This is a genomic window from Vibrio sp. EJY3 (genome assembly GCF_000241385.1).
GTDB lineage: Bacteria > Pseudomonadota > Gammaproteobacteria > Enterobacterales > Vibrionaceae > Vibrio > Vibrio natriegens.
The window spans coordinates 3178449-3196371 of sequence record NC_016613.1 but is presented as its reverse complement, the minus strand read 5'-3'; the positions used below and the strand labels follow the sequence as shown (position 1 = coordinate 3196371).

The window sequence follows — 17923 nt, the reverse complement described above, 5'->3', positions numbered from 1 at the left end:
GAGTGGATTGCAAAACTATGCGTTTCACTATTCTGCCTCGCCTTATTCATTTCTTTTTTCTTCTTCTAGCTCCTGTATTACCAGCCTTTTATAAAAAAAATCTTCGCTATTTTTGTTTCTTCATGCATAAATAATCACGAGTGGTGATTATTGGCAGTTTTGAGTCAATGTAAAAAGAATAAATCACTATTGAAATGGTTAATTGAATGTAAATACAATGCCGCGATAGCTTAAATGCAAAACATTATTTGCTGGTAAAGGGAACCGATTAAGTTCGCTTATCTGCTAAGCATGCGGTATTAAGAAGGAATGTGCGATGACAACGGAAATTAAAGTAGAGCGCGGTTTATTCGATGAGGTGATGGTACCTTGTTATAACCCAATGGAAATGATCCCGGTGAAAGGTGAAGGTTCACGTATCTGGGATCAGGAAGGTAATGAATACATCGACTTTGCTGGTGGTATTGCGGTGAGCTGTCTGGGTCATTGTCACCCTGCGATGGTAGAAGCGTTAACTGAGCAAGGCAAGAAGCTTTGGCACCTAAGTAACGTAATGACTAACGAGCCTGCTCTTCGTCTGGCTAAAACGCTGACAGAATTGAGCTTTGCTGAGCGTGTTTTCTTTGCTAACTCTGGCGCAGAAGCGAACGAAGCGGCACTAAAACTGGCTCGTCGTTACGCTGCCGATGTACATGGTCCTGAAAAATCAGAAATCATCGCATTCAAACAAGGCTTCCACGGCCGTACGTTCTTTACGGTAACGGTGGGCGGTCAGGAAGCTTACTCTGATGGTTTTGGTCCTAAGCCAGGTGACGTAACACACCTACCATACAACGACATTGAAGCGCTTCAGGCGCACATTTCAGACCGTACCTGTGCAGTGATGATGGAACCACTACAAGGTGAAGGCGGTATCGTGCCACCAACACCAGAATTTGCTCAAGCAGTACGTGAGCTGTGTGACAAGCACAACGCACTATTGATTTTTGATGAAGTTCAAACAGGTAACGGCCGTACAGGTCACTTCTACGCGTACCAAGGTCTTGGCATCACACCAGATATTCTAAGCACAGCGAAATCACTAGGTGGCGGTTTCCCTATCGGCGCAATGCTAACAACGGCAAAACTGGCTGAGCACCTTAAAGTTGGTACTCACGGTTCAACATACGGTGGTAACCCACTGGCATGTGCAGTAGCCGAAGCGGTGGTAAACGAAGTCACTAAGCCTGAAACATTGGCTGGCGTTCTTGAGCGTGAAGCAATGTTCCGTGAAGGCTTGGAAGCAATCAACGCAAAATACAACATCTTCTCAGAAGTGCGTGGTAAAGGCCTATTACTAGGTGCAGCACTGAACGAAGAATGGAAAGGTCGCGCACGTGATGTATTGGTCGCTGCGGGTAAAGAAGGCCTGTTGGTACTGATTGCGGGCGCGAACGTCGTGCGTTTCACACCATCACTGGTTATTACACAAGAAGAAATTGAAGAAGGTTTGGCGAAACTGGATAAAGCGATCGCGACTTTAGTGTAAGCGATACAACAGAATAAACGTCAACGTATTTACCCCCGTTAAGGATTTCTGACGGGGGAGTTTTTCCTAAAATATAAATAACCTCAACTCGGGATAATTTAAGCCAGTCAGCACCGACTGAAGGCTTTAGTAACGAAATGAAAGTTGAAGTTGTTACGACTTTCTTATCCCTGGTTAAGGTTTATTAGGATTTTCTTGCATCTGGAGGGAGTATTGATGCTAGTAGTTCGCCCTATCGCGATGTCGGATTATGATTCGCTGCACACTTGTGCGGTTGAGTCTGGTCACGGATTTACATCTCTACCGGTTAACGAAGAACTGTTAACCAATCGAATCAAACATTCAGAGTACAGCTTTAGCAAACCGGACGTAAATGAGCCGGGTGATGAAGGCTACCTAATGGTCGGCTTTGACTCTGAAACGGGTGAAGTTGCAGGTACGACCGGAATCGAAGCATCTATTGGTTGGGATGTACCTTTCTACTCTTACCACATCAGTAAAGTCGTTCACTCATCGCCTAAGTTAGGCGTGAATAATGTAGTGAAGTTGCTGACGTTTGGTAATAACTACACGGGTAACAGCGAAATCTGTACTCTTTTCTTGCGTGAGAAATTCCGCCAGGGTCTGAATGGTCGCCTGATGTCTAAATGCCGTTTCTTAATGATGGCAGAGCACCCAGAGCGTTTCTCTGAAACCATTTTTGCTGAGATGCGTGGTGTCTCTGATGCAAATGGTAATTCTCCATTCTGGCAGTGGTTACAAGAACACTTCTTCTCGATTGACTTCACTCTTGCGGACTACCTGACAGGTATTGGTAAGAAAGGCTTTATCGCGGACTTAATGCCTAAGCTGCCAATCTACATCAACTTACTCAGCCCAGAAGCACAAGCGGTGATTGGCCAGGTGCACGACAAAACGCGTCCGGCACTCAAACTTCTGGAGCGTGAAGGATTTACTAACCGTGGCTACGTCGACATTTTCGATGCAGGTCCAACGGTAGAGTGCGATCTGCGCAATGTTGAATCTGTGCGTCATTCGTTCCGTGCTCGAGTAAAAATCGCAGCACATAACAGCACGCAAGACTTCCTGATGTGTAACGCATCATTCGAGAACTTCCGTGCCGCAGCAGCAAAAGCAGCGTATGACCCTGAAACACAGAGTGTTGTACTAGCACCAGAACTTGCCGACGCACTTTTAGTCGAGGAAGGGGACTTCGTTCGCCTTCTACCGCAGTAACAGACGACAGAATTTAAGGATAGTAACAATGACACATTGGATTGCAGGTGAATGGGTACAGGGTCAGGGTGAAGAGTTTACGTCACTGTCTCCATACAATCAGGAAGTGATTTGGCACGGCAAAGGTGCGACGGCTGAGCAAGTAAACCAAGCTGTAGCGGCGGCTCGTGCAGCTTTTGTTGACTGGAAAAATCGTCCATTTGCAGAGCGCGAAGCCATCGTGCTGGCGTTTGCAGAAAAAGTGAAAGAAAACAGCGAAAAAATTGCTGAAGTGATCGCGAAAGAAACGGGTAAACCAATTTGGGAAACCCGCACAGAAGCGGCAGCAATGGCAGGTAAGATCGCAATTTCAATCCGCGCTTACCATGAGCGCACTGGTGAAGCAACGCGTGAAGCGGCGGGTAACCAAATCGTTCTGCGTCATCGTCCTTTGGGCGTGATGGCGGTATTTGGCCCTTACAACTTCCCAGGTCACCTGCCAAACGGCCACATTGTTCCTGCTCTTTTAGCTGGTAATACAGTGGTATTCAAACCATCAGAGCAAACGCCTTGGACTGGCGAGCTGGCGATGAAACTGTGGGAAGAAGCAGGTCTGCCTAAAGGTGTGATTAACCTGGTTCAAGGCGCGAAAGAGACTGGTATTGCCCTAGCGGATGCGAAAGGCATCGACGGTGTCCTATTTACCGGTAGTGCAAACACTGGCCACATTCTGCACCGCCAATTTGCAGGTCAACCTGGCAAAATGTTAGCGCTAGAAATGGGCGGTAACAACCCAATGGTTATCTCTGATAACTACGGTGATCTAGACGCAACGGTTTACACCATCATTCAATCTGCATTCATCAGTGCTGGCCAGCGTTGTACCTGTGCACGTCGCCTGTACGTACCGTTTGGTGAAAAAGGTGATGCATTGATTACTAAATTGGTTGAAGCGACGAATAAGATTCGCGTAGACCAACCATTTGCAGAACCAGCACCGTTTATGGGACCACAAATTTCTGTTGCGGCGGCGAAGTTCATTCTTGATGCGCAAGCTAACCTACAGTCACTGGGTGGAGAGAGCCTAATCGAAGCGAAAGCGGGTGAAGCGGCGTTTGTTTCTCCGGGCATCATTGATGTGACGAATATCGCTGAGTTGCCAGATGAAGAATATTTCGGCCCACTGCTGCAAGTTGTACGTTACGAAGGCTTGGAGAAAGCAGTGGAACTGGCGAATGATACTCGCTTTGGTCTTTCAGCAGGTTTGGTTTCAACCGACGACCAAGAGTGGGAATACTTTGTTGACCACATCCGCGCAGGTATCGTAAACCGCAACCGTCAGTTGACCGGTGCAAGTGGTGACGCGCCGTTTGGTGGTCCTGGTGCATCTGGTAACCTTCGTCCAAGCGCATACTACGCGGCTGACTACTGTGCTTACCCAATGGCATCAATGGAAGGTGGCGAAACACTGCTTCCTGCGACATTGAGCCCAGGTGTAGAACTTTAAGTTTCAACAATAGAGCCACGGCGGTACTTCGTGGCTCGGATTGCCGATGCATCATTAAAGTATGGAGTCTTAATGAGGTCGGCATGAAAATAATTAAAAATGAGTGTGTGACTGACTGATACTTCATCACAGGTTAGGCTGCTCGTTCATTATTCTGGATAGCGTTAGCGCTGTGAACGAGCCGCCAACATTCTTACCCTACATCTCGTAACAAGGAGCCGTTATGACCCCTGATGTGTTATTTGAATCTTTATGGCAAGACTACATTCAGCGTCTTTGCCCCTCTGCTGCTAAAGTTCATCAACTTCTTCAAGAAGATGAGCCTTTGATTAACGACCATATTGCACTGCGCACATTCAATGTTGAGCCTCTTGGCATTGAGACGCTGGCGAAGCCATTTTTAGCGATTGGTTACAAGGCGTGTGGTGATTATCTATTTGAAAGCAAAAAGCTTGTCGCTAAGCACTACGAGCACCCAGACCCAAAACAGCCTAAAGTGTTCATCAGTGAGCTCAAAGTAGAAGAGTGTTCGCCAGAGCTACAAGCGATTGTTGCTAAACTGGCAGCACAAGTGGATGCAGATAAACTCGCAGATAGCGCATTTTTACATGGCGGCCGCTTATGGGATCTCAGTTTTGCAGATTACCAGGTTTTGGCAAAAGAGAGTGAATACGCGTCCTGGCTGGCGGCTCATGGATACGGCGCTAACCACTTCACGGTCAGTGTAAATCAACTGAATCAGCATGATGAAGTGAAGCAAGTGAACGATCACTTACGCCAAGCTGGATTTGTGATTAACGAGTCGGGTGGTGAAGTGAAAGGCTCGCCTGAAGTCCTGTTAGAACAGTCTTCAACTATGGCAGATAAAGTGCCGGTTAACTTTACAGAAGGCTCTGAGATCATTCCGGGTGGTTTTTACGAATTCGCGAAACGCTACCCAATGGAAAATGGTGAGCTTTATCCGGGTTTTGTTGCAGCCTCGGCTGATAAAATCTTTGAGAGCACTAACGGTTAAGGCCTTCTCGGCTAGCAATACGTTTTTCTGATCTAAATAAAAAGCCACCAATGTTGCCATTGGTGGCTTTATTCTTTATTTGCGTTACTCGAATCTTAGATTAACGAGTACCGTAAACTACGATAGTTTTACCGTGCGCAGAGATTAGATTCTGCTCTTCTAGCATCTTCAAGATACGACCAACTGTCTCACGAGAACAGCCAACGATTTGACCGATTTCTTGACGAGTGATCTTGATTTGCATGCCATCTGGGTGAGTCATCGCGTCTGGTTGTTTTGCAAGGTTCAGAAGCGTCTGAGCGATACGACCAGTTACGTCTAGGAACGCTAGGTCACCCACTTTTTGGCTGGTTACTTGAAGGCGACGAGCCATCTGCGCAGAAAGACGCATTAGGATGTCTGGGTTTACTTGGATAAGCTGACGGAATTTCTTGAAAGAAATCTCAGCAACTTCGCAAGGAGATTTAGCTCGAACCCAAGCTGTGCGCTCTTGGTCTTCCTCGAATAGACCAAGTTCACCAATAAAGTCTCCTTGGTTTAGGTAAGAAAGGATCATTTCCTTACCTTCTTCGTCTTTGATAAGAACCGCAACAGAACCTTTAACGATGTAGTACAAGGTTTCAGCTTTTTCACCTGCGTGAATCAGCGTGCTCTTTGAAGGGTACTTATGAATGTGACAGTGTGAAAGAAACCACTCTAATGTCGGGTCGGTTTGAGGTTTACCTAGAACCATAATATCTCACTTCCTCTGCAGGGTACGCTTGCGCTATCCATATTTTAGCTAAGCCTGAATCAGGCTTACTAGAATAAGAGCACTTTTTATATGCTGCAAGCTATCTTGTGTTTCGGTAAGAAATAGTATCCTTTTTCTAGGATGATTTCTTGATTTTAATCGTGCCATGGTTGCTATTTTGTACGCAAAACTGTGCACATGATCACGGTATGAAAAGTAAACACTCCGAAAGCGAGATTTTTAGCCAATTTTTCCTGTTTCTATCAGTTGTTGTAGGATAGGCCTCACGATCAGCTCCATTGCAAAACTCATCTTACCGCCCGGCACCACTATCGTGTTGTGACGTGACATAAACGAGCCGTCAATCATGGCCAACAGGTAAGGGAAGTCGACATTCTTGATCCCACGTAGTCGGATGACGACAAAACTTTCATCCAGACTCGGGATGCCTTTCGCGTTGAGTGGGTTCGATGTATCCACGGTTGGCACGCGCTGAAAGTTGATATGAGTACGTGAAAACTGCGGAGTAATGTAATTCAGATAGTCATCCATCGAGCGTACGATGGAGTCCATGACGGCCTCTCTTGAGTGGCCGCGGTCACGTGTATCCCGGACGAATTTTTGGATCCATTCCAAGTTCACAATCGGTACCATGCCAATCAGAAAATCGACATGTTGCGATACATTCACTTCACCATCGACCACGCCACCGTGCAGCCCTTCATAAAAGAGTACGTCGCTGTTGTCTGGTAGGTCTTGCCACGGCGTGAAAGTGCCTGGCATCTGGTTATACGGTACTGCTTCATCAAAGGTGTGCAGATAGCGACGTATGCTGCCAGTACCTTCTTCGCCATATTGGCGGAAAAACTTTTCCAAGCCAGGAAAGTCATTGGCCTGAGGACCAAAGTAGCTGATGTGTCTGCCTTGCTCGCGCGCTTTACGAATTTCTATATCCATTTCCGGGCGAGTAAAGCGATGGAAGCTGTCACCTTCAACCCAGGCTGGTTTGACGTTCATCATATTGAACATCTTACGGAAGGCTTCAGATGTAGTGGTCGTGCCGGCTCCGGATGAGCCGGTAACTGCAATAATTGGGTGTTTAGCTGACATGACAAACCTTGTCGAAAATTACTTTCCTTTAAGTGCAGCAGGCATCTACTGCACAAGTGATGGTCCACTATAGCACGTAACAACGGCTTGTCATCGGGTGGGGTACGGTAAAGTGTGAAGGGCTTGGGGAAAAGAACCTAGTACTTTGCTTTTAATTGAATATCCACCGTTTCATGCAGTTCGGAATACACGATAACCGCTTCGCCTTTCTCTAACTGTAATTTAACTTGGTCGATCTTATCTTGTAGAGATACTTCCAACGTGCCGTAATCTGTCCCTTCACGCAGAACAAATTCACGAATCAGGTTTTCCAGTGTTTCTGGCGCAATGTCTTGCCAAGGAATGATCATAAATACCTCAAAATTTTATGACGAGTGGTTAGTCTATGTTGACCTTTGCAGCAAAAAACTGAGTGCTAAAGGCCAACTTCTCCAAGTCTACTGTGTCTTACGTTTCGATACAGCAGAAAGGTGATCCGCAGCGATACTCTCGTAATAGGATGGCAGCGCTTCTTCGAGCCAAAACTTCGGCTTTAATGCAGACCCTGAGATAAAACCAACATGCCCGCCATGTTCATACAGGCGATAGTCAATATTGGCGGGCAGTACAAACTTAGGGATAACCTCATCAGTCATAAATGGGTCATCCTTAGCGTGAATGATCAGAGTCGGCAGTTTGATTTGTTGTAACTTGCTCAGCCCAGAGCATTGGGTGTAATAGTCTTGAGCATCTTTAAACCCATGCAGAGGGGCGGTGATCAAATCGTCGAACTCTTGTAAGCGCGTGACACGCTTGATTGAATTGTAAGAGAGCGCCAGCTCACCATGGAGTAACGTGTGCTTTTGTAAGGCGTTCCGTTTTAAAGATGAAAGCAAATAGCGACGGTAAACCTTGGAAAAACCCTGTTCAATGCGGTTAGCGCAAGCCGCTAAGTCGAGAGGAGCTGACACAATCGTTGCCGCTTTCAATATCGGGTCATCTTGATATTGCGCTAAGTAGTTTGCCAGCATATTCCCCCCTAAGGAAATACCAATGGCGACTTTAGGGTTGTCCGGAAATTGCTTTTCAAGATGTTCAAGGAAAAAGCGAGCGTCTGTCACTTCTCCTGAGTGATAAGCGCGGGCTTTTTTGTTTGGCTTTCCGCTACAGCCACGAAAGTGCATCATCACCGAAAGCCAGCCAGACTGAGCAAACGCGTTCATGAGTCCGTTGGCATAAGGGCTGTAGAAGCAGCCTTCCAAGCCGTGAAACAGGATAAAAATAGGTTTGTGCTGAGCGGTTTCTTTGTTTGGATCTTCACTCCAGGCGATATCAAGAAAATCGCCATCCGTGGTATCCAGCGTTTGCCAGACAGGGGCAAACAACGCTTTTTTACGAATAAAGCGTGGTAGAAGGGTCTGGAGGTGTGGGTTTTTCATCCCAGCGGCTGCTAAAAATTGTGTCATACCTAACTGCTCTTATGCGTCCTCCAACATCCATGGGAGAACTTATTAATATAATCCTTTATAAATATTATAGGTACTTTATACCTAAATGACTTCAAGATGCAGGATTCAGAGTGTTGTCACCGGAGCCAGTTCAAGGAACCAGCATTCCACGTTGTTTAATACAATCTATGGATGCTTTGGCGGGTGAATATTTGGCACTGGGATAGCAAAAGCTTGTTGTAAATGTTCACCGCCTAACTGACGGCAATATCTGAGCGTGAGAGGATCACCGTCGTTTTTTATCAGGCTGAGCGAGTTGATGCAGTCGACTAAATCGGATTGCTGCTGTTTTTCTAGCTGAAGCTCAAACTGCAGCGTTTCGCGATACAATGCATCATTGACTTGAGATTTGAGGTGGCGTCGCAGGTCGCGAAAAGAGTGTAGTAAGGTCTCACTTCGGCCTAGACAGCTTTGAACCAAATGCCAGTCTTTTTCTTGGAAGATAAGCTGCTGCTCGTCGAGCCATCGGAGCAGCAGTAACAGATTCACGTTGCCGTGATAGTTATTTTGTAATGACAAGCACGCTTCTTTTACTTCCCGGACACCATAAAACTGCAAACTGAATTGCCATAGATGCTCTAAGGTAAGGGTGTATTCTGCGTGCTTATTTGTCATTGATTAAACTCTAGCTCCATCTGCTCTAACTCTTCCTGAACAGACATCCATTCCATCTCAACTTCTTCGAGCTCTGATTTGCTCGATGATTGAAGCGCTAACACTTCATTTAGTTTAGCTTTATTTTCGGCTTCATACAGTGAGTTATCCGCCAATTGCTCTTCTGCTTTTGCTAGTGCTGCACCCAACTTATCCATTTTATTTTCTAATTGTGTCAGCGTTTTGCGAATTGGTGCCGTTTGTTTACGAAATTCGGCTTCGCGGCGCTTCTGCTCTTTTTTGGCAGAGGCACTGTTGGCGGTGTCCTTTGCGGGTTGTGATGCCTGTGCCTCTTTACGCTCAACTCTTTGTTGCTCTGTTAGCCATTTGTAGTAGTCATTTAAGTCACCATCAAATGGCGCAACTTGGCGGTCATGAACGAGATACAAGTCATCTGTCGTTGCACGTAACAGGTAGCGGTCGTGCGACACGATCACCATCGCGCCTTCGAACGTTTGCAATGCCATTGTTAATGCCTGACGCATGTCTAAGTCTAGGTGGTTGGTTGGTTCATCGAGTAGTAACAGGTTTGGTTTCTGCCAAACGATCAATGCCAAGACCAAACGTGCTTTTTCACCACCGGAAAATGGTGCAACTTTTTCCAGCGCTTTATCACCCTGGAAGCCAAAACTACCCAGATAATCACGCAATTGTTGCTCGGTTTGATCCGGCGCGATTTGCATCATGTGTTGCAGCGGCGTTTCTTCCGGGTGGAGAGTTTCAAGCTGGTGCTGAGCGAAGTAGCCAATCTTCACGCCTTGTGAGTAGGTCAGGTCGCCGCCTTGTGCTTTGAGCTCGCCAGATAGCAATTTGATCAGCGTTGATTTACCCGCGCCGTTACGACCAAGTAGACCGATGCGGCTGCCCGGGACTAGGTTAAGGCGGATTTTCTCCAGAATTAAGTTGTCATCGTAGCCTGCCGAGACATCATCCATCATCATGATTGGATTTGGCAAAGCGGCAGGTTCACGGAATTCAAAACTGAACGGGTTATCGAACTGCGCCGGTAGCACTTTCTCCATGCGTTCCAGTGCTTTAATACGGCTTTGCGCCTGACGTGCTTTGGACGCTTTGTAGCGGAATCGGTCGATGTAGCTTTGCATGTGCGACATCTGCTTCTGCTGCTTTTGGTACATAGCTTGCTGCAGAATCATTTTTTGTGCGCGCTGGTTTTCGAATGACGAGTAGTTGCCCGTGTATTCATTGAGCTGCTGGTTCTCGATGTGAATGATGCGACCAACGATAGGATCGAGAAAATCACGGTCGTGCGAGATCAGAATCAGCGTACCCGGGTAGTTTTGTAGCCAGCGTTCCAGCCACATTACCGCATCCAAATCCAAGTGGTTGGTTGGCTCATCGAGCAATAGTAAATCTGAGCGACAAAGCAGCGCTTGAGCCAGGTTAAGGCGCATACGCCAACCACCAGAAAATTGAGTCAGACTCCAGCTCATCTGTTCCTGACTGAACCCTAAGCCATCAAGCAACTCTGCTGCACGGGCGCGAATGCTGTAACCACCAATGGTTTCGATTTTTCCGTGAATTTCCGCAACCAGAGTACCGTTGTCTTGCTCTTCAGCCGCTTCGAGTTGCTGTTCAAGGCCGCGAAATTCACGATCGCCATCAATGACATACTCTAATGCACTGCGTTCCAGCGCCGGGGTTTCCTGTGCTACCCATGCCAGTTCCCAGTGCTGAGGTTGGCTGAACGAGCCGGCATCAATGGACAGTTCGTCTTTTAGCAAAGCAAACAGGGTGGACTTACCACAGCCATTTTTGCCCACTAAGCCGACTTTATCTCCGGGATGGATAGTCGCAGAAGCTTGATCTAAAAGAGGTTTACCGCCACGCAGTAACTGAATATCAGAAAAGGTAATCATAGAGTCGTCATTCACTTTGCGCAGTGCGCGTTGCTTTGTCACTAAGGTCGTTATCTAGCGGTGAATAGTAGGGGTATTGGCGCTAAAAGTCGATCTCTGCGCACGAATTGCATTATGCTGCACAAAAACGTATAACATTTTGATAACGGATAAAAATGACCACAAGGACGACCATTTGGCTGTAACAGCGTCTAGCCCCCCAAGAGTTCTGGTTATCTATGCACACCCAGAACCCTATAACTCCATTGCCAATCAAGTGATGATAAAGAGAATTCAATCACTTGATCACGTAACGGTGCACGATCTGTATGGTGCGTATCCAGACTTCTTTATTGATATTAGCCACGAACATGAGCTCCTGATGGCGCATGATGTGATCGTATTTCATCATCCTCTTTATATGTATTCCTGTCCTGCTTTGTTAAAAGAGTGGCTGGATCGTGTGCTTGGTAAAGGCTTTGCGTTCGGCGATGGTTGCGCTCTGAAAGGGAAATACTGGCGCAGCGTGATCACTACGGGCGGCAAAGAGGAAGCATTCAGTACTAAAGGCTACAACAAATATCCGTTAGAGCAGATTCTTCAGCCATTTGAGTTGACTGCGGCACTGTGTCAAATGCATTGGCTGGAACCACTGGTTCTGTATTGGTCACGAAATGTCTCCGATATTGAGCGTTATGACCATGCGGAGCAGTATCGTCGATGGTTGGGCGATCCTTTGAAAGACTGGAACGCAGCAAACGAACAGGGAGTTCAGCATGGCAGTCACCAGTGAGTTTCTTCAAAGCAGTGTGGTGTTCCTTTCCGCTGCGGTTATCGCCGTACCACTCGCCCAGCGACTTGGTCTGGGCTCGGTGCTGGGCTATCTATTAGCGGGCGTCTTGATTGGCCCATGGGGATTAGGGTTGATTAGTGATGTAGATGCAATTTTGCACTTTGCTGAGCTCGGGGTCGTATTGCTGCTGTTCTTAATTGGCCTCGAATTGAATCCCAAAAAACTGTGGCAGATGCGAGGGCCGATTTTAGGACTTGGTGGTGCGCAGGTTGTGGTGACCACATTTGTTATCGGCAGTATTGTCAGTTTGTTCGGGCTGAGCATGCAAGTGAGCCTGGTGATTGGGATGGGACTGGCGCTGTCTTCAACCGCTATTGCGTTGAGAGTGATTGAAGAGCAAGGGCTGAATGGCACGGAAACCGGGCAGTCAGGCTTTGCAGTCCTTCTGTTTCAGGATATTGCCGTCATCCCGATGTTGGCCATACTGCCTCTGTTAGCCGGGGGGCAAACCGGCGGAGATTGGTTAGATGTATTGACGGTGCTCGGCAGCGTTATTGCGTTACTGATTGGCGGCCACTTCTTGCTGCGCCCTCTGTTTCGATTTGTTGTCATGAGCGGTGTGCGTGAGCTATTTACCGTTGCAGCGTTATTGGTTGTTCTGGGCATTTCGGTTGTGATGCAAAAGCTGGGCTTATCGATGGCGCTTGGCACCTTTCTGGCGGGTGTGCTACTGGCGGAAAGTGAATATCGTCATGAGTTGGAAATAGCTATCGAGCCTTTTAAAGGTTTGTTACTCGGGTTGTTTTTCATCGCAGTTGGGATGGCGGTGAACCTTGGTTTACTGGCTCTGCAACCTTTGGAGATCCTTGCTGCAGTTGTGGTATTGGTATCGGTGAAAGGGTTGGTTCTGTATGCACTGGCGCGTGCTGCCCGTGTTCGCACAAAAGCACGTAGCCGTATGGCGGCCATTTTGAGCCAGGGCGGGGAATTTGCGTTCGTGATTTTCACAGCGGCGAGCCAGGAAGGCATCTTAACTCAACAGCAAGTCGCGTTTTTGTTGGTCGTGGTCAGTTTATCTATGGTGACCACACCGCTCATTTTGATGGGACAAAAGAAGTGGTTTGCACATACGCTTAACCAAGAAGAGGAAAGCGTCACCAGCAATGTGGTCGACCGTCGTCCACGGGTAATCATCGCGGGTTTTGGTCGTTTCGGTCAGGTGGTTGGGCGCTTGATGTATGCCAACAAAATTAAAGTGACGGTATTAGAAAGTGACGCCAGCCAAATTCATCTGCTACGTAAGTATGGCTACAAAGTGTTTTATGGTGATGCAACCCAGATCGATTTGTTGCGCGCAGCTGGCGCGGATAAAGCGGAAGCCTTGGTGATTTGTACTGATTCGCCAGATGAAGTCATGGCGATCGTTGACATCTGCCGGGCACATTTTCCCAAACTCAAATTGCTTGCTCGTGCCCGAAGCCGCGTTGAAGCCTACCAGCTGATGAGCCATGGTGTGCAAAACTACTCGCGTGAAACCTTCTTAGGGGCACTTGATCTTGGTCGTCAGACGCTGGTCGAACTCGGCATGCACCCATATCAAGCAAAGCGGGCAGAAGCACATTTTCGCAAGTTAGATAATGCTATGCTTAAAGACTTACTGCCTCAACACAGTGAAGATAAGAAACTCGCTCAAAGAGCGAAAGAAGCTCGTAAAGAGCTAGAAGAAATTTTTGGTCGTGAAATGGAAAGCGATCATCAGTCGCCCAATCATTGGAAGTAGTACTTGAACTTAGGTTCAAGATAAGGAAATAGCGTGAAAATTAAAAAACGTTTTATTGCTGGTGCAAGTTGTCCACAGTGCAGCCAGCAAGATACCCTACGCTGGTGGATAGAGAACAACATTGAGTTGGTAGAGTGCGTTGAGTGTGATTATACAGAGCAGCGTAAACCGCAATCTGTAGAGAAAAATAAACACTCAGGGCAGGAAATGATCGGGATTTTTAAGCCGGAGTAATTGAACTTCGATAATAGATCCCCATAATACACCGTATCAACTCAGTACTTAACCCCGTTCAGGTTAAGTCAATTAATCTCTCTGGAGTTAGTATGAAAATCGAAAAGAACGTTGTTGCAAGCCTTGCATACAAAGTAATGTTGGAAGACGGTGTTGTTGTTGATCAATCAACAACTGAAGCACCTCTTGATTACCTTCACGGTCACAACAACCTAATCACAGGTCTTGAAAAAGAACTTGAAGGCAAAGTGGCAGGCGACAAGTTCTCTGCAACTGTAGCTCCTGAAGATGCTTACGGCGAGCACAACGACGCGCTTGTTCAACGCGTTCCTGCAGAAGTGTTCCAGGGTGTTGACCAAATCGAAGTAGGTATGCGTTTCCTAGCGGATACTGATCAAGGTCCAATCCCTGTAGAAGTAACAGAAGTAGACGGCGAAGAAGTAGTGGTTGATGGTAACCACATGCTTGCTGGTCAAACACTGACGTTTGAAGTTGAAGTTGTAGCAACTCGCGAAGCAACTGCAGAAGAGATCGAACACGGTCATATCCACCAAGGTGGTGGTTGTTGTGGTGGTCACGATCATGACCACGATCACGACCATGATCATGAAGGCGGCTGTTGTGGCGGCGGTAGCTGCGGTTCTCACTAATTCGCAGTTAACACCTTCTAAATTCTGAATGAAAAGCGCAAGTTGATCGTCAACTTGCGCTTTTTGTTTATCTGATGTTTAGTGCTGAATAGTTAATTCAGTTGTTGGTAACGTTATGAACAAACCATTCTCCATCGCCATTCACGGCGGCGCTGGCACAATATTACGTGAACAAATGAGTGATTCACTGCAACAGGCTATTTTGACGGATCTGGAAGCTGCCGCAAAAGCGGGTCATCAGATATTGGCGAACGGCGGAGCGTCACTCGATGCGGTCGTTGCAGCAGTCAAAGTGCTGGAAGATTCCCCTCACTTCAATGCTGGTAAAGGCTCAGTATTAACTCACAATGAAATGGTTGAGATGGACGCTTCAATCATGGATGGCAGTAATTTGGCTGCTGGTGCGGTGGCGGGCGTAAGGCATATTAAAAACCCGATTGAGCTGGCGCGAGATGTGATGCAAAAGAGCAATCATGTCCTGCTGGTTGGTGAGGGAGCCGAAACATTCGCCTTTGAAAATGGTCACCAATATACAGAACAAGATTATTTCTTTACTGATCGACGTTACGAACAGCTGATCTCGATGCGAGAGAAAGGGGAGTTTGCACTTTCTGAGTCTCGTTATCCTGATGATCGTAAACACGGAACGGTCGGTGCGGTTGCTTTGGATCAGCATGGTAACTTAGCGGCGGCGACCAGCACGGGTGGAGTGACGAACAAAAAATACGGTCGGATTGGTGATTCAGCGTTGATCGGCTGTGGAACCGTGGCTGAAAACGGTGTGGTTGCGGTTTCTACCACAGGCATGGGCGAGTTCTTTATTCGTAAACGCGTCGCAGAAGATGTGGCGGCACGAATACGCTATCTCAAAGAAGATGTACATACCGCCTGTGAGACAGTGATTCAGGGCGACCTAAAAGCCATGGGTGGGGAAGGTGGTTTGATTGCTATCGATGCCGAGGGAGAACTGCATTTTGCGATGAACAGTTCTGGCATGTACCGGGCGGGTATCAACACTCAAGGCGAATTGAGTGTAAAAATCTATGCGGATGAATAGTCTTTGAAATAGAGCCCAAAAACAAAGCCCAGCTTATTGCCGGGCTTTGTTTCTTTTTTCTCGCCACACATTAGTAGTGTGGTGGTGGCGGCTCGTTGGCTGGATCTTCCATATTGGATGAATCCATATTTTTTACTTTGCCCACCACGTATTTCATCTGATCTTGCATCTTAGTGATCAGCAATTGTTGCTGAGATAAAGCTTGGTTCAGATCGTCAATCGTCTGTTCTTGGAACGCAGCCTGACACTCAAGGTCATTAATGCGCGCTTCCAGTTGCTGAATAAGTTTTTCTGTCATGATCCGTTCTCTAACTGCCAAGCCTGGGCGATACCTGCGGAAGTGGCAGTAATTACACGTTGTTTGGCATCAAAGGCTGCATCATACACGACCGCACGAGGAGGGCGAGTATCTTTTTTCGGCTCGACTTCGAATCCATCGACTCGTTTACCGCTCTGAGTATCCCACACGGACACGCGACCGGATGGGCTGCCAGTGACCAGTTGAGAGCCGTCATCAGAGAACCTTGCGGTGGAGAATATCAGTTGACGAGACCAGCTGCTCAACTCCGACACTTTTTCACCTGTCTCTAAATTCCAGATAATGGCTTGGTTGCCGCCATCCGAGCTCATCGCCAGTTTCCCATCGCGTTGCAAAGCAACCCTTACCACTCGTTGTTCATGCTCAAAGGCTCGCAGAATCTGTCCGGACTCGGTATCCCAGAGAAAGGCCTTATAGTCATTGCCACCCGTTAGCGCAAAACGGCCATTGGGAGATATCGCCACGCTGTTGACTTTTTCTTGATGGGCAAGGAACTCCAGACGACGCCCGGTGACTAAGTTGACATAAATCGCTTTACCGTTTGAAAGGCCAAGCAGCACTTGTTCGCCGTTACTGGTGATGTCTATATCGCGAATCAGAGCATCTGAAATCGACCAAAGCCCTTTGGCTTGTGTCCAGCCGAGATCCCAGACCGCGAAGTTCATCTGGCCTGCGGTCACCGCATAACGACCGTTGTCTGAGATGCGAATATGAGACACCACATTCGCATCAGCATCCAGTTCGCCCAGTTTGGCTAATTGTTCATTTTGCTCAAGGTCCCATAATATTAAGTGATCTATTTGAGAGTAGAGCAGTGCGAATCTGCCATCGCGGCTCAGTGCAAAACTGGTCGACCCTTGCGGTTCAAGGGGCCAGCGTTGCACTTCAGACTCGGTAAAAAAGCAACCATTTAACGTGGTGATGACAATTAAATATAGGAATAAATGAGAAATTCTTTGCATCACATCTAATAATCCAGTTTGTGTCTTAAGACATATAGCTAGTATATTGGTATAACGATTGTCTTCACTAGTCTCATAGAAGAATTGTGCACAACAACCAATGGCTAAGCCATTATTGGGAGAATTTAATGAAATCAGTTTTAAAAGTGTCGCTACTTGCTGCAACAGTAATGCTAGCGGTAGGCTGTCAGAAAGAAGAAACAAAAGCAGAAGAAGCTGCACCTCAAGCTGAGCAAGTTCAAGCAGAAACTGGCAAAGCAGTTCACTTTAAAACCGACGATGACAAAGCGGCGTACGCAATTGGCGTTTCATTTGCTAACTACCTAAGCACTAGCATCGAGAAACCAAGCGAAATCGGCATCGACCTAAACAAAGACCTTGTTCTTAAAGGTATTGAAGATGTATTTAAAGGCAACGCTGAGCTAAATGAAGAAGAAACTCGCGCAGCGCTAGAATCTCTGGATAAGCGCGTAGCGGATAAGATGCAAGCGCAAGCGGCTGAGAAAGCGGCAGCAGCGAAGAAAGCTGGCGATGACTTCCGCGCTGAGTTTGAGAAGCAAGAAGGCGTAGTGAAAACGGAATCTGGTCTTCTTTACCAAGTGATCACCCCAGCAGAAGGCGAGAAGCCAAAAGATACTGACACAGTACAGGTTCACTACAAAGGCACACTGACTGATGGTACTCAGTTCGATAGCTCTTACGATCGTGGCGAGCCAGCAACATTCCCTCTAAACCGTGTAATCCCAGGTTGGACGGAAGGCGTGCAGCTAATGCCTGTAGGTTCTAAATTCAAGTTCGTTATCCCGCCAGAGCTTGCTTACGGCGACCAAGACACGCCAAGCATTCCTGCTAATTCAACGCTCGTATTCGAAGTTGAACTGCTAAAAGTAGAGAATGATAAAGCTGAGTAATCAGAATAACTCAAGCTAAGTTATTGAAAAAGGTCCGTTTAACGGGCCTTTTTTGTTCTAGGTCACTAGTTGGAGAGTTTGCTAGGTTGACTTTCAAATTTTCTGATAAACT

At 47.1% G+C, this 17923-nt stretch carries 18 protein-coding genes; 10 read left to right on the top strand and 8 right to left on the bottom strand.

Annotated features, from left to right (window positions below; genetic code table 11):
- Nucleotides 1–316 precede the first annotated feature (316 nt).
- From VEJY3_RS14470 to VEJY3_RS14455, 4 genes are all read left to right on the top strand, one after another.
- The gene (locus tag VEJY3_RS14470) at nucleotides 317–1528 is read left to right on the top strand and encodes an aspartate aminotransferase family protein (RefSeq protein ID WP_014233192.1); all 1212 of its coding nucleotides are present in this window, start codon (nucleotides 317–319) and stop codon (nucleotides 1526–1528) included.
- A 216-nt stretch (nucleotides 1529–1744) separates the two neighbouring features.
- Nucleotides 1745–2764 carry an arginine N-succinyltransferase gene (gene astA / locus VEJY3_RS14465; RefSeq protein WP_014233191.1) on the top strand — a complete coding sequence of 340 codons (1020 nt, stop codon included), beginning with the start codon at nucleotides 1745–1747 and terminating at the stop codon, nucleotides 2762–2764.
- Between the two features lie 28 nt (nucleotides 2765–2792).
- A complete protein-coding gene (gene astD / locus VEJY3_RS14460) occupies nucleotides 2793–4250 on the top strand; it encodes a succinylglutamate-semialdehyde dehydrogenase (RefSeq protein ID WP_014233190.1) in 1458 nt (485 codons plus the stop codon).
- A 223-nt stretch (nucleotides 4251–4473) separates the two neighbouring features.
- The gene (locus VEJY3_RS14455; protein ID WP_014233189.1) at nucleotides 4474–5265 is read left to right on the top strand and encodes a DUF1338 domain-containing protein; all 792 of its coding nucleotides are present in this window, start codon (nucleotides 4474–4476) and stop codon (nucleotides 5263–5265) included.
- A gap of 100 nt (nucleotides 5266–5365) precedes the next feature.
- Here VEJY3_RS14455 and crp read toward each other — a convergent pair whose 3' ends face one another.
- From crp to VEJY3_RS14425, 6 genes are all read right to left on the bottom strand, one after another.
- Complete coding sequence (gene crp / locus VEJY3_RS14450; protein WP_005381432.1) at nucleotides 5366–5998, bottom strand: cAMP-activated global transcriptional regulator CRP; 633 nt, start codon at nucleotides 5996–5998, stop codon at nucleotides 5366–5368.
- A 240-nt stretch (nucleotides 5999–6238) separates the two neighbouring features.
- A complete protein-coding gene (locus VEJY3_RS14445) occupies nucleotides 6239–7108 on the bottom strand; it encodes a phosphoribulokinase (protein ID WP_014233188.1) in 870 nt (289 codons plus the stop codon).
- Nucleotides 7109–7245: 137 nt separating this feature from the next.
- Nucleotides 7246–7458: a YheU family protein gene (locus tag VEJY3_RS14440; protein WP_014233187.1), complete on the bottom strand. Its 213-nt coding sequence runs from the start codon at nucleotides 7456–7458 to the stop codon at nucleotides 7246–7248.
- A gap of 87 nt (nucleotides 7459–7545) precedes the next feature.
- A complete protein-coding gene (locus VEJY3_RS14435) occupies nucleotides 7546–8553 on the bottom strand; it encodes a hydrolase (protein ID WP_014233186.1) in 1008 nt (335 codons plus the stop codon).
- 168 nt (nucleotides 8554–8721) lie between these two features.
- Nucleotides 8722–9210 (bottom strand): TIGR02444 family protein, encoded by a 489-nt coding sequence (locus VEJY3_RS14430; RefSeq protein WP_014233185.1) that lies wholly within the window; start codon nucleotides 9208–9210, stop codon nucleotides 8722–8724.
- Nucleotides 9207–11126 (bottom strand): ABC transporter ATP-binding protein, encoded by a 1920-nt coding sequence (locus tag VEJY3_RS14425; protein WP_014233184.1) that lies wholly within the window; start codon nucleotides 11124–11126, stop codon nucleotides 9207–9209. The genes VEJY3_RS14430 and VEJY3_RS14425 overlap by 4 nt, the downstream gene beginning before the upstream one ends.
- 175 nt (nucleotides 11127–11301) lie before the next feature.
- Here VEJY3_RS14425 and kefG point away from each other — a divergent pair, with 175 nt between their 5' ends.
- The 5 genes from kefG to VEJY3_RS14400 all read left to right on the top strand — a co-directional run bounded on the left by kefG (nucleotide 11302) and on the right by VEJY3_RS14400 (nucleotide 15619).
- Nucleotides 11302–11898: a glutathione-regulated potassium-efflux system ancillary protein KefG gene (kefG, locus tag VEJY3_RS14420; RefSeq protein ID WP_014233183.1), complete on the top strand. Its 597-nt coding sequence runs from the start codon at nucleotides 11302–11304 to the stop codon at nucleotides 11896–11898.
- Nucleotides 11882–13678: a glutathione-regulated potassium-efflux system protein KefB gene (kefB, locus tag VEJY3_RS14415; RefSeq protein WP_014233182.1), complete on the top strand. Its 1797-nt coding sequence runs from the start codon at nucleotides 11882–11884 to the stop codon at nucleotides 13676–13678. Before kefG ends, kefB begins: the two co-directional genes overlap by 17 nt.
- Before the next feature lie 33 nt (nucleotides 13679–13711).
- Entirely contained in the window at nucleotides 13712–13912 is a 201-nt protein-coding gene (locus VEJY3_RS14410) for a YheV family putative zinc ribbon protein (RefSeq protein ID WP_014233181.1), read from the top strand.
- Between the two features lie 92 nt (nucleotides 13913–14004).
- A complete protein-coding gene (gene slyD / locus VEJY3_RS14405; protein WP_014233180.1) occupies nucleotides 14005–14562 on the top strand; it encodes a peptidylprolyl isomerase in 558 nt (185 codons plus the stop codon).
- 115 nt (nucleotides 14563–14677) lie between these two features.
- Nucleotides 14678–15619 (top strand): isoaspartyl peptidase/L-asparaginase family protein, encoded by a 942-nt coding sequence (locus VEJY3_RS14400; protein ID WP_014233179.1) that lies wholly within the window; start codon nucleotides 14678–14680, stop codon nucleotides 15617–15619.
- 70 nt (nucleotides 15620–15689) lie between these two features.
- On the opposite strand, the gene VEJY3_RS14395 is transcribed toward VEJY3_RS14400, so the two are convergent.
- A complete protein-coding gene (locus tag VEJY3_RS14395; RefSeq protein WP_014233178.1) occupies nucleotides 15690–15917 on the bottom strand; it encodes a SlyX family protein in 228 nt (75 codons plus the stop codon).
- Complete coding sequence (locus VEJY3_RS14390) at nucleotides 15914–16900, bottom strand: WD40 repeat domain-containing protein (protein WP_014233177.1); 987 nt, start codon at nucleotides 16898–16900, stop codon at nucleotides 15914–15916. The genes VEJY3_RS14395 and VEJY3_RS14390 overlap by 4 nt, the downstream gene beginning before the upstream one ends.
- A 128-nt stretch (nucleotides 16901–17028) precedes the next feature.
- Between VEJY3_RS14390 and fkpA the strand changes: the two genes are divergently transcribed.
- Entirely contained in the window at nucleotides 17029–17811 is a 783-nt protein-coding gene (gene fkpA, locus VEJY3_RS14385; RefSeq protein ID WP_014233176.1) for an FKBP-type peptidyl-prolyl cis-trans isomerase, read from the top strand.
- The last annotated feature ends 112 nt before the right edge of the window (nucleotides 17812–17923 follow it).